We start from the raw sequence: 13,494 nt of genomic DNA on the forward strand, positions 1-13,494 counted from the left end.
CTCCCATCTGTCTAGAAATTTCCTTTGAGTTTTTCAATCAATTTCGGCGAAGCATTGCTCAGCAAATGCATCATGCCGGAAGCGATATAGTTCAGGTGGACCGATTTGCTCCGGAACAGGAACTGCATGATTTTCCGGATCGGCGTATCGGTCAGGCTGTGCACCGTTGCATACTGTACGCGCGGATGCTGCAGGATTTTTTGGATATAGGCCCTTTTGCCTGCCCAATCCAACGGGCAGCTTGCGCCGTGCAACGGGATGATGCAGGACATCGTGCCTTTCAGGAATAGTGCGCTGAAACCGCCCAGATCCTTGTCGGTCAGGTCCAGCAATTCATTGTAGAATTCCAGGAACGTCTCGAATTTATTGTCGAAATACTTGTTCGTCAAGCTGCTCTTGCCTTCGAAAGCGTATTGGTAAAGCACTTCGCTGGTCGTCACAACTTTTTTTGCATGGCGGTAGTAGGCGATGTTGAACAGACGGTCCTCACAGCTACTGTAGCTCGGAAAGGCGATCTGATGCTTGCGGATGATGTCCAGACGGTAAAGCTTGTTCCAAATGACATACATCAGTTGCTTGTTCATCAAAGGATACAGATTCTCTAGGAACACCGCATTCGAGGCGTAGACCTTATCTTCGGCGATGACCTGCTTTTCCGAAACGATCTCCTGATTGTCCAGCACCCGCAGATTGTAGGAAGCCACGATTAGGTCCGGTGCCTCGCTTTTGATGATCGCTTGGTAGCGTTCCAACGTATGGCGCTCGATTTCGTCGTCCGCATCCATCAAAAAAAGATAGGTCCCCTTTGTGCGCGCAATCCCTTGATTGCGCGCATTTCCCGGCCCGTTGTTCGGGATGGTTATGAAAGAGAAGCGGCTGTCTTCGGCAGCAACTGCCTGCAAAACGTCCGCTGTCGCGTCCTTCGAACCGTCGTTCACGATGATGACCTCAAAATCGCTGACCGTCTGTGCAGCGATGCTTTTCAAAGTGGCACGGATGGTGTCGGCGCAGTTGTAGGCCGGGATCACAATGCTGAAAAAAGGTTTGTTTTCCATTAGTTTTCCTTCCTGACGTTGGGCATGACGGAGCACCCGGAGCGGCTTAATTTGGGTCTGGGCATATATATGGCTCCTCCTATCACTGCAACGCGTTATGCTTTGTTCTTTAATTCCTTAGCCAGTTCTTTCAGATAAGGGCGCATCTTGTCGGCCGTGTCCTTGTTCTCCAGACCGAATTCGATGTTCGCAATCAATAGGCCGTATTTGTCGCCTACATCGTAGCGCTTGCCGGTATATTCATAAGCGACCAGCGGATGGATCGCGTTCAATGATTCGATGGCATCGGTCAGTTGGATTTCATTGCCGGCATCGGGTTCTTGGTCGCGCAGAATGTCGAATATTTCCGGTGTCAGCAAATACCTGCCGATGATGGCAAGGTTGCTCGGCGCTTCTTCCGGAGCAGGTTTCTCGATGAAGTGGTTGACGCTGTAGATATGTTCGCCGACTTTCTCCTTGATGTCGATGATTCCGTATCGATTCGTCATGTCTTCAGGGATGCGCATCGTCGCCACGACTCCGCCCTTCGTTTCGTCGTAGGTGTCCATTAACGCTTTTGCCAACGGGACTTCGCTCGGCATGATGTCATCGCCCAAAAGTACGACAAAAGGTTCGTTGCCGATGAAAGCTTCCGCCTGCAGAATCGCATCGCCCAGTCCATTCGGGTAGGCCTGGCGCACATAGTGAATGTGCGGAATGTTCGTCTGCTGAACCAATTCCAGCATAGCGGTCTTGCCTTTTGCCTTCAAGTTTTCTTCCAAGGCGATGTTTACGTCAAAATGATCCTCGATCGGACTCTTGCCCTTCCCAGAGATGATGATGATTTCTTCGATGCCGGCAGCCATGGCTTCTTCCACCACATATTGGATGCTTGGTGTATCCACGATCGGCATCATTTCCTTTGCCATCGCTTTCGTTGCCGGCAAGAATCGCGTTCCTAAACCTGCTGCAGGTATTACAGCTTTGCGTACTTTTGTCATGGGGACTCCCTCTTTCCTGTTTAGTCTGTTCCATTATAACAAAGATGCCGCCAAAAAAGAATCAACATAAGACAGAAAAAGGGCCACGGCACGCATCCAATCGGATGAGCGATGCCGCGGCCCAAGTTCATTCAGCGCAAAAACTACGCTTCGTAGCCATTCGGATTACTCTTTTGCCAATTCCAGGAATCACGGCACATGTCAGCCAATGTCTTCTGGGCTGTCCAGCCTAGTTCTTCTTTTGCCTTTGTCGCATCCGCGTAGCAAGTCCCGACGTCGCCAGGGCGTCTGTCGATGATTGTGTAAGGAATCTCGACTCCAGTGGCCTTCTGGAAATTATAGGTCAAGTCCAGCACACTGTAGCCGATGCCGGTACCGAGGTTGTAAATGCCGACGCCGTTCGACTCCTTGATTTTATCCAAAGCCTTGATGTGGCCCAACGCCAAGTCGACGACATGGATGTAGTCGCGTACGCCTGTGCCATCAGGAGTGTCGTAATCGTCCCCGAAGATGCTCAAGCGCGGCAATTTTCCGACCGCCACTTGCGTGATGTACGGCATCAGGTTGTTCGGGATGCCGGTCGGATCTTCACCAATCAAGCCCGACTCATGCGCGCCAATCGGATTGAAGTAACGCAAGAGTGCGATGCTCCACTCGGAATCGGCGAACGCCACATCCTGGAGGATCTGTTCGATCATCACTTTCGTATAGCCGTAAGGATTCGTTGCACTCGTAGGCAGGTCCTCTGTCAACGGCGACACGTTGTTCATACCGTATACCGTAGCCGAAGAGCTGAAGACAATCTTCTTCACGCCGTGGCTGCGCATTACGTCGCACAATACCAACGAGCTTGTGATGTTGTTGTGGTAGTATTCGATCGGTTTCGCTACAGATTCGCCTACCGCTTTATAGCCTGCAAAATGGATGACCGAGTCGATGTTTTCTTTTGCGAATACGTCATCTAGCGCTTCACGATCCAATACGTCCACTTCATAGAAGGTCGGTGCTTTGCCGGTGATCGTTTTGATTCGGTTCAACACTTCCGGTTTGCTGTTCGAATAGTTGTCGACGATGACCACTTCTTGGCCGGCTTTTAACAATTCCACTACGGTATGGCTGCCGATATATCCGGCTCCACCTGTTACTAATACTGACATATAATCCCTCTTTCCAATTGGCTATTATTGTTTATTTTCTTTTTCATTATTGCCGTGGATGATTTGTTTTCTTATTCTTCCGATGCTTGGGAACTGTCGAAATCGGGCGTTTCTGTAATCAATCCGGCGCTGGTCATCTGGCCAAAACCAAAGGATGAATCAGCATCCGAAAGGTTCATGTCGCTGAACTGTACCTGATCGATTTCCAACTCATCCCGCAGCGTATTCGCGATGCGCAAACGCTCTTCCGGATCGACATAATAATAGTAGATTTCATCATAATACAGTTCTTCCCCAGCGATTGAAAGTTGTGTGAACGTGTCGAGCGCATCTACATAGCCTGACTTGATATCAAGCAGATCCTCAAATGAAAGGTTGGTTTGGATATTCACTTCAACTGCACTGAGAATTTTTTTGTAATTCGTGACGCTGTCGATGCTGATCAACTTATCCAAAATCGCTTTGATGACCATCCGTTGTCGATTCTGACGGCCTAAGTCGCCTTCAGGATCCTCTTTGCGCATCCGCGCGAAAGCCAAAGCATCCCATCCATTCGCGGTGACGGTTTCACCCTCGATAAAGGAAGAACCCTCAAACTCGAATGTCAACGGACTCGTCAATTCGATGCCGCCGATTGCCTCCACAATGTCATGCAGCCCTTGCATATTGATTTCGACGTAATAATCGATCGGCACATTCAAGAATTCCTGGATGGAGTTGATGGCCATCTGGGTACTGCCGAATGCATAGGCATGGGTAATCTTGTCATTATACTCCGGATAGATACTCGTTTCATAGCCCACCATCTCCGCATAACTGTCGCGCGGCACACTGACGATTGTAGTCTTTTTGGTCTTCGGATTGACCGTCGCAACGATGATCGTGTCCGAACGACCGCTACCTTCCGCGATTCCGTCCCCATACATGTCGATTCCCAACAGTGCGAACGAAATTGGATGGGTCGCATCGACCGAAACTTCCTCTTCCCGCATATTTTCCGTTTTGACATCTTCGAAAACAGTTTTCAACGTGCTTTCCACATCGTCATAGACAGTCCAGAACAACGCGAAAGCGATGAGGACAAGGCTCAACAATGATAGAATAATGATTCGGTTTCGTTTTTTCTTCTTAAAATAATTGCTTCTTGTGTCATTCATCGGTTCGAGCCTCTTTCTGCGCAATGTGGCTGCATGACAGCCCATCACCCTAGTTAGTACCGCTTCATCCAGTATAGAACAATTCCGGCGAATGAAAAAGGGATATTCAAAAACTTAACAAAAAAGCAAACCTATAACAAAGTAATACACACCAATTTTAGCATATCTCCAGAAACGCTTTTGGACGGGCGTTTCTGGGTTCCAACCAGATAGCCTAATCCTTTTAAAACGCTTTCATTTGGGTTATAATAACATAAAGTGGTTAAGTTAAGCAGGCGAATAAACCTATCAGTACTTGACCTCTTACACTATTTCCGGCTCATTCCACGTTTATTTACAATAATAAGGAGATGGTCCTGATGGTTACGTAGTATACCACCCACTGCAGCGAAAGAATCACTTAACCGAATAGGCTTGTTTTCAGATTTAGCGATTGAAGGAGGGCTGAATTATGAAAAAAAGATTTATGATACTGCCTCCTTTCTTAGTCATATTTACAATCTACGGCGCGCTGACAGATGTATCTGCAGCAACGGAAGGGACAACAGAAACCACACTCCAAGAGCCCATTCTCTATGAACTGCCGCCAGGTATTCCGCTGCCGGAAACAGTGATGGAAGCCAATGACGCCAACACACCCGCAACTACAACAACGGAATCTCCGCCCGCAGAAGTGACTGCGGTAGATGAGCAGATGACGGAAACACCTGCACCACCTACAGAACAGCCTCTGCCGGAAACGGCCGATCCGCAACCCACCACAGAAACAACTCCACCGGCAACCCTGCCTATTGAGGAAGCTATCAACCCAACAACACCTACCACGGAAGCACCCGCACCCGAAACAACCTTACCAATTGAAACCCCAACAGAACTACCGGCACCAGAAACGGAAAGTCCGATCGTAATGGAAGTTCCAGTTGATAGTCCGACAGTTCCGACACAACCCTCAGAAGTTCCAGAAGAACCCATAGCAATTGCACCGATCGAAGAACCGGAAGAACAAGAAGCCACTGTCACTTATGAAGAACCGATGCAGATGATGGCTGCAGCAGCAGTCAGCGACTTCTCGGGAACTTCCCAAATCGTCAACTCAGTGAATATCACAGAAAACGTGATCGCTCTGACTTTCGATGACGGCCATTCTTACGGGAATCTTTCCGACATTCTGTATAATTTGAACTATTTGGGCGTTAAGGCTACCTTCTTCATGAACGGTGATGCTGATGCTTCCTTGCTGCAACAAATCGTTGCGGACGGACATCAATTGGCGAACCACAGTTACTCTCATGGTGACTCCGCGACATTATCTTCATCCGTGTTAGCGAACGACATCAATCTGATGGAAGATTACATCCAAGAAACGACCGGAACCTCTTCTCTGCCTTTCTTCCGTCTCCCTTATGGATCCTACAACAGTTCCGTTTTGGACACGGTCGGGAGCCTTGGTTACCAATACACGATTGGTTGGGATGTCGATACACTCGATTGGACCGGCATTTCTGCTACTGAAGTCAGCAATGCGGTCGTCAATAATGTCAGACCTGGTTCGATTGTCCTGATGCATGCCAGCGTAGGTGCAGCCAACACACCCGAATCCTTGTGGTATTCGATCGCAGCGCTGAAACAAGCTGGCTACGGCTTCTCCACTGTCAGCGATTTGTTGGCATTGGGTGGTTATTTTGCAGTCGAAGAAGAAGCACCGATCGAAGAGGATTATTCGGATGATATCCTATCACATGTTATCAACCAAGTTTCTACCGGCGAAAAAACTATTTCCTTGACCATCAGCGATGCGTCAGATGCCGAAAACGTCCGAGAAATTCTTGCCAACTTGGCAACGATGGATGTGAAAGCCACTTTCTTCCTGAACGGTTTGACTGATCCCACAGTGATCAATGAAATCATTCAACAGGGGCATGAAATCGGCAACCATACCTACACGCACGATGATGCCACCGCAATGACAGTCGGCGAAGTCGTCTGGGAACTCAATGCTATGGAAACCTTGGTGCAGGACAGCACAGGTGGAGCTACTACCCGCCCATACTTCAGGGCACCGATGGGAGCCACAAATGACGCAGTCCTTGCAACCGCAGCCAGTATGGGTTACATGTATACAATCGGCTGGACAGTCGATACTCGTGATTGGAGTGGCACTTTGACCGCAGCACAAGTCAGTTCAGCGGTCGTGAACAATCTAGCACCAGGCGCCATCTTCCTGATGCACGGAAATGCTTCAGCCAACACAACACCTGCAGCCTTGTTGCAGATGATCACCGCCATCCGTCAACTCGGCTACAACTTCGCCACAATCAGCGGTTTGCTCGCTTTGGAGGGTTCCTATCCGACAACACCTGGGGAGGAACCTGGTGAAACAATCCCTGATCCGGACCCAGATCCGCCAAGCACCACTTCACCCGCTGAAATCGTGAATCAAGTCAACACCGATGTGCCGGTAATCTCATTGACCATCAGTGATGCATCCGGAACCGAAAATGTACGGCAGATCCTCAATAACCTCGCGCTACTGGGAATCAAAGCCACCTTCTTCCTCAACGGCATGACCGATCCGAGCTTGATCGATGACATCATCGCACAAGGCCACGAAATCGGCAACCATACCTACAGCCACGAAGATGCCACCCAACTGACCCAATCACAATTGACGACGGACCTCAACAACCTTGAGCAACTCGTTCAAGATGCAGCAGGCACGAGCACGACACCTTACTTCCGTGCACCAATGGGCGAAACCAATGCGACTGTTTTGGCAACCGCCGGCAGTCTCGGTTATCAATACGCCATCGGTTGGACTATCGAAACACGCGACTGGAGCGGCACACAAACAGCAGCACAAATCAGTTCTGCTGTCGTGAACAGCTTAGCACCCGGAGCAATCCTTCTTTTGCACGGCAGCGCCGACGCAGTTGCAACACCTGCCGCAATTCTGCAGATGGTGGCAGCAGTCCAGGCACTTGGTTACCGCTTCGAGACAATCACTGGCCTATTGGCTTATCAAGGCATCTATGTTGGTGAAGAACCTGTAGTTACCGATCCAGATGTAGAAGAACCGGACTACGGAGCGGGACCATCCCGATTCGTGAGCCACGTCGATACGGATCGCAATGTCATTGCCCTTACTTTTGATGATGGTGACGACTATACCAACCTAGCCGACATCATCTACAACCTCAATTACCTTGGCGTCAAAGCCACCTTCTTCCTAAACGGTACAACTGATCCCGGACTGATGGCCGAACTGGTCGCAACCGGACACCAACTATCTAACCATACCTATTCCCACAATGACGATTCGACATCCCTTTCAGCCGATGAATTGGCTTATGACTTGGAACTGATGGAAGATTACATTCTTCAAACAACAGGCGTATCCTCCAAACCTTATTTTCGTGCTCCAGCAGGGGTCTATAACGATGCCGTGCTCGAAACACTAGGCAGCCTCGGCTATGCCTACACAATCGGTTGGACGCAGGACACACGCGATTGGGAAGGTTTATCCGAAACGCAGATTGCAGCCAGCGTAACCGATTATCTGGATGCGGGCTCAATCTACTTGATGCATGCGAACCCGACTGCTGTCGGCACGCCGCAATCCCTTTGGTACCTTGTCGCGGAAGCCCGCAATCAAGGCTATGAATTCGTCACAATCGACGAGTTGATGGCACTGGAAGGCGTCACTGATGATGGCAGTAATAATGGTCCCGGAGAAATTTCTGATGGCGTCTCCCAATTCATTGAACAGATAGACACGGACCAAAAAGTGATTTCCTTGACCTTTGATGATCTTGGAGACAGCGAAGTCTTGCAGGGTATCCTTGATGCTTTGGCTGAATTGGACGTCAAAGCGACCTTCTTCGCGGACGGCACAGCCGATCCGGACATGTTGTATCAAGTCGTTTCCCAAGGACATGAACTAGGGAATCACAGTTACTCGCATGAATTTTCTACCTACTTGACCATCGCAGAATTTACGGCTGAGCTGAACGCTTTGGAAAACAAAGTCGTTAATGCGACAGGAACAACATCCAGACCGCTCTTCCGTCCGCCATACGGGGATTACGATCAGTCTGTTTTGGAAACTCTCGGCAGCCTTGGCTATACCTACACTGTAGGTTGGTCAGTCGATACCTTGGATTACCTTGGCACATTATCTTCGGAAGATATTGCTTCCAACGTATTGGACCAATTATTCCCAGGCGCAATCTACTTGATGCATGCTGTGCCCGAATCCGCCAGCACACCAGGTTCCTTGTACGAAATCATCACCTCGGCCCGCGAAGCTGGTTACTCCTTCGCCACCATCAGTGACCTGATCCAATTGGATGGAATCTACTTGCAAGAACCTGTAGATCCAGAAATACCGGTTGATCCGGAAAATCCAGTCGAAACCGTCCTTTCACAACTGATCAATCAGGTAACGACAGGCGAAAAAGTCGTTTCTCTCACTATCAGTGATGCTTCAGACGCGGATAATGTCCGCGAAATATTGGCAAACTTGGCTTCCCTCAACGTTAAGGCCACCTTCTTCCTGAATGGCTTGACCGATCCGACCTTGATCGATGATATCATTGCCCAAGGCCACGAAATCGGCAACCACACTTTCAGCCATGACGATGCCACCCAAATGACTGAAGCCCAATTGACCAACGACCTCAACAACCTTGAGCAACTGGTCCAAAATGCTTCTGGAACAAGTTCAAAACCTTACTTCCGCGCTCCGATGGGGGCAACGAGCACTTCCGTCCTCACAACAGCCGGCACGCTCGGGTATGACTATACGATCGGTTGGACGGTGGACACGCGTGACTGGTCAGGCACCATGACGGCCACCCAAGTCAGTTCAGCCGTCGTGAACAACTTGACACCCGGTTCCATCTTCTTGTTGCATGGGAACAGCACAGCCGCCACTACTCCGGCAGCTTTGTTGGAAATGATCGCAGCTGCACGCGCACTCGGTTATGAATTCACTACAATCACAGGATTGTTGGCTCTGCAAGGCATCTATCCCGATCCGGTCGATCCGGTTGACCCAGTTGATCCTGAGCCTCCGGTCATCACGATACCCTCGCAGTTGATCAATCAAGTCAACACCAATCAACAAGTCATTTCCTTAACTATCAGTGATGTTTCCAGTGCTGCTAATCTCCGTCAGATATTGGCAAATTTGGCGCTGCTGGATGTGAAAGCGACCTTCTTCCTGAATGGGCTGACTGATCCGACTCTGATCGATGACATCCTTGCTCAAGGTCATGAGATAGGCAATCACACCTTTACCCAAGACGATGCCACTCAGATGACGGCAGCCGAGTTGACGGCCGACCTGAATCAATTGGAGCAACTAGTGAAAACTGCTACCGGCGAAAGCACAACACCTTACTTCCGCGCTCCGATGGGAGAAACAAACGCAACCGTATTGGCTACAGCCGGCAGCCTGGGCTACAGCTACACAATCGGTTGGACGGTCGACACCCGCGATTGGTCCGGAACACTTTCAGCCAGCCAAGTAAGTGCGGCGGTCCTGAACAACCTTTCTGCAGGTGCCATCTATCTGCTGCACGGTAACAGCTCAGCCAGCACAACCCCTACCGCGCTGTTGGAAATGATCACAGCAGCCCGCGCTCTTGGTTATCAATTCACGACCATAAGCGAGTTGCTTGCTTATGAAGGCGACTACAGCTATGTAGAACCTGAACCGGAATTCGTTATCCCTGTGCTGGATGACTTCGGAAACATCACTAATCCAGTCATCACCCGGAACGATGTGACCGACGTCTCCAACCCACTTGGAACAGCCGATCCGTTCATCATCCTTGTCGATGGTGTCTACCACATGTTCTTTGAAGTACTTCAGGAATACAACATAGCAACCCAAAGCTTCACAGACAGTGTCGCCCACGCCTACAGTAGTGACCTCGTCAACTGGACCTACACCCAAGTTGTACTCGGTCCGGAAACCGATGGCATTCGGGCAGCCTATCCTAGTGTTTTCGAATACAATGAAAACTACTACATGGTTCCCGACCAAGCCGGCAATGTTGAAGCCTACTTTGCAACTTCTTTCCCACTCGGTTGGGATTATCACTCCACTTTATTGGAAGGAAACTTCGTCGACACGAACGTCTTCGAAGTCGGTGGCACTTGGTATTTAACGACATCTGAACAACCGTACAACAGCATATCTTTGTACTACAACACTTCTGGCGATTGGCGCAATGACCAATGGCAACTACATCCAGCCGGTCTCATCATAGAAGAGGACTGGACGGAAAAAGGTTACCGCGGCGCTGGCAACCCATTCGTGTTCGAAGATTATATCGTAATGCCAGTACAGGTGACACCTGTCGCAACTAATGTCTACGGAGAATACACCAGCTGGTATAAACTTTCCGACCTTTCACCGACAACCGTAACTGTCGAATACCTTGGTGAAGCCGTTGGTGCACAGGATAATGGACAATGGAACGACCTCGCAATGCACCATATCGCGCATGCTCCTTATGGTGACGGCTACGTATACGTTGTTGATGGGCTTGCCTATTATGCATCAAGTACCGGCCAAGCCGAATACACGATCGGCCTCTTTACAGAAATTGCTTGATGATAGCTTAAATTCCTGAATAGCTGGCCGAAAACGCAAAACACCACCCTTACTGCGATTCATATCGCTGCAAGGGTGGTGTTATTGTTTATATCAGCTGTTTGGCGGGTTATTTCCGGAAAAGGCTGCCGATCTTCTTCAGCACTTTCCCGCTCAAATCACCGATATCATTTCTTTTAAGGATATCCGGCAGCGACAGGACGTAATGCAGAGACGTTCCAGCCGTTTTGCCATAGCGTTCGATCAAGTGAAGTTTACGTTCGTAGTTAAGCTTTTCCTTGTCGGATAGCCAGGACGCATTGTAATGATGAATTGTATAAGAATTTTCGGTCAGGCTCATGGCCCCTGTGTAATAATCACGCGGGCAGAAATACGCTTTCGGATAGATGCTAATGCCTTCGATTTTCTGGAAAGCATCGTTTTGCTGCAAACCTTTTCCCAACAAATAATCAGTCGTATAATGCGGACTCGGCAAGGTATTGAAACTCCCGTCCGGATTTAGGAAGGAAACCCCTTCGTAGACATCGCGCATCGCCTTGATGTGTCGATTGCCTTTTGCGGCGCCGAATCCCAATCCCAGCGCGACAAATTTGCCGTCCTCAAAGCCCATAAATGCTTCATCTTCCAACAGCGGATCCATGTTGCGGATGATCTCCACATCCGTATCCAAATAGATGCCGCCTTGCGTATAGACGATGTCCAAGCGAGCATAGTCCGGCACGAAGCCCCACTTCTTAACGTCGTAGGCTTCCTTCATGTAGCGGTTTTTTGTTATGTCATAATTGCTTTCGTTCCATTCGATGATTTCGTAATCCGGACAGAACTTCCTCCAGCTTTCGATGCAAGCTTTGTCTTTTTCTGGAATCGGCGCACCGCCGAACCAGCAGTAATGGATGATTTTTGGTATCTTCGTCATGAGTTTCCCCTTTCGTTCCCTTTTATTTGCGCAACACTTTTTTTACGACAGCCGTACGTTCATCCCTATTCAACAGCACAATGAAGTTGAAGGCAATCGCAAAGATGCTCGTCAGGATGCCGGCAAAAATCAGCATCGCCCAACCGTCGATCGGAAGGAAGTTACGGACCAACAGCGAGAAAACCGAGGCCACAACGACCGACAGCGTGTTCTTAAGGATGGACGGATAGAAAGACGTCCATTTGATGTTCAGGCAATGCGCCCCGTAAATCGGCAGGAAGAACAGGGAACGGATCACCGCAAAGGCTGTGCTCGTCCCAGCAATGATGTACAATTTCAACGTGTCATCATTCGTAAACTGCAAAGCCACCAAGACGATGATGATCGTAACAATCGAGTTGGCGAACATGTAGATTGAAGTCTGCTTGACCTTGTTTGTCGCCGTAAAGAGGTTCCATAGCCCTTCCAACGGCAAGACGAACATAAACTCGATGCAGGACAAAATCGTCAGCATGTACAGGAGATGGGCATCCTGAGTCGGTACCCACAGCTTATAGAAGATCTCTCCATAAGCGAAAAGTGCCGCTACCGGGATGCAGGCGAACAGTCCCAGGAACTTGATCGAAGACATCAACTGTTTCTTCATTTCCGCGTAGTTGTTCTCCGCATAGCTGATCGTCAGTTGCGGCGCATAAACGCTCGCCAAAGTCCCGAACAAAGTCAGAATCGCGCTCGGCACCGTTTTCGCGACCGATAGTACACCCATCGCTGCCGAACTGACGTACAAGTTCGTCACCAGCAGGTCCAAACCGGTGGACAGGATCGAACTCAACCGCGTGAAACTGTTCCAGATACCGGATGACAGTAGCACCTTGATGACTTTCACATCAAAATAGCGCCGTTTGACTTTTATATCAGGAATCAGCTTGCGCGTATAATGGACATTCCAAACGAAGATATAGAGCGAGGCCACGAATGCTGCCAAACCAACATACCAGACTGAGGGAACGAAAAAACTGAACGCTGCGATCAGCACCGCTACCCGCAGGATGTTGGAGATAATACCTTGCAGCGAAGATAAGTACAACTTATTGCGGACGAACGTCGCAACACTGTACGTGGACGAAATGATGCTGACCAGAAAATTCAGGAAGATGAATGCCCATAGCCATTGAACATCGATCAGAATCGCATCGGACACGTTGACGATCTTGTTCAGATTCAGGATGATGATGGCCGAAGGTACGCTCAATACTAAGGCTGTCACGATGTTGGCGATGACGACCGAAGTGAAATAACGGTTCGATCCTTCCACATCATTTTCGGTGATTTTTATTGTGATGAAACGGCTGGCCATCGAGTTCAAAGCCACAGTGATGACCTGCGCGTAGCCGACAAAGTTATTAGCCAAGCCGACAAACCCATAGGCCTCGCTGCCGACATGCTCTACGACGAACGGGGTCAACAGGAAGCTGATACCCATCATCACGACGAAGCCGACAACCTGCGCTATCATATTGATGGCGAATTGTTTATTTTTATCCACTGTAACCCTCTTTTCGTTCAGGAAAAAAGGCTGCCTCAGAGCCAGAATAATCGGAAAATGA

At 49.4% G+C, this 13,494-nt stretch carries 6 protein-coding genes and 1 pseudogene; 1 reads left to right on the top strand and 6 read right to left on the bottom strand.

All coding sequences use genetic code 11. The annotated features are described in order from the left end of the window. Positions 1 to 11 precede the first annotated feature (11 nt). From AC0J5I_RS00130 to AC0J5I_RS00145, 4 genes are all read right to left on the bottom strand, one after another. Positions 12 to 1,055: a glycosyltransferase family 2 protein gene (locus tag AC0J5I_RS00130; protein WP_475301746.1), complete on the bottom strand. Its 1,044-nt coding sequence runs from the start codon at positions 1,053 to 1,055 to the stop codon at positions 12 to 14. Between the two features lie 95 nt (positions 1,056 to 1,150). Further along, on the bottom strand, positions 1,151 to 2,035 hold the full coding sequence (gene galU, locus AC0J5I_RS00135; protein ID WP_475301750.1) for a UTP--glucose-1-phosphate uridylyltransferase GalU: 885 nt from the start codon (positions 2,033 to 2,035) through the stop codon (positions 1,151 to 1,153). Positions 2,036 to 2,178: 143 nt separating this feature from the next. Next, the gene (galE, locus tag AC0J5I_RS00140; protein WP_475301754.1) at positions 2,179 to 3,192 is read right to left on the bottom strand and encodes a UDP-glucose 4-epimerase GalE; all 1,014 of its coding nucleotides are present in this window, start codon (positions 3,190 to 3,192) and stop codon (positions 2,179 to 2,181) included. 71 nt (positions 3,193 to 3,263) lie between these two features. Next, positions 3,264 to 4,349 carry an LCP family glycopolymer transferase gene (locus tag AC0J5I_RS00145; RefSeq protein ID WP_475301758.1) on the bottom strand — a complete coding sequence of 362 codons (1,086 nt, stop codon included), beginning with the start codon at positions 4,347 to 4,349 and terminating at the stop codon, positions 3,264 to 3,266. Between the two features lie 451 nt (positions 4,350 to 4,800). On the opposite strand from AC0J5I_RS00145, the gene AC0J5I_RS00150 reads away from it, so the two are divergent. Next, the gene (locus AC0J5I_RS00150) at positions 4,801 to 10,971 is read left to right on the top strand and encodes a polysaccharide deacetylase family protein (protein WP_475301762.1); all 6,171 of its coding nucleotides are present in this window, start codon (positions 4,801 to 4,803) and stop codon (positions 10,969 to 10,971) included. Positions 10,972 to 11,080: 109 nt separating this feature from the next. On the opposite strand, the pseudogene AC0J5I_RS00155 reads toward AC0J5I_RS00150, so the two are convergent. After that, positions 11,081 to 11,893: pseudogene (locus tag AC0J5I_RS00155) on the bottom strand (glycosyltransferase family 32 protein); the annotation flags it as partial. Between the two features lie 16 nt (positions 11,894 to 11,909). Continuing rightward, positions 11,910 to 13,433, bottom strand: a complete 1,524-nt coding sequence (locus tag AC0J5I_RS00160) for a lipopolysaccharide biosynthesis protein (RefSeq protein WP_475301766.1) — start codon at positions 13,431 to 13,433, stop codon at positions 11,910 to 11,912. Between the last annotated feature and the right edge of the window lie 61 nt (positions 13,434 to 13,494).

The sequence above is a fragment of the Trichococcus sp. TS_SC_9 genome, assembly GCF_056156325.1.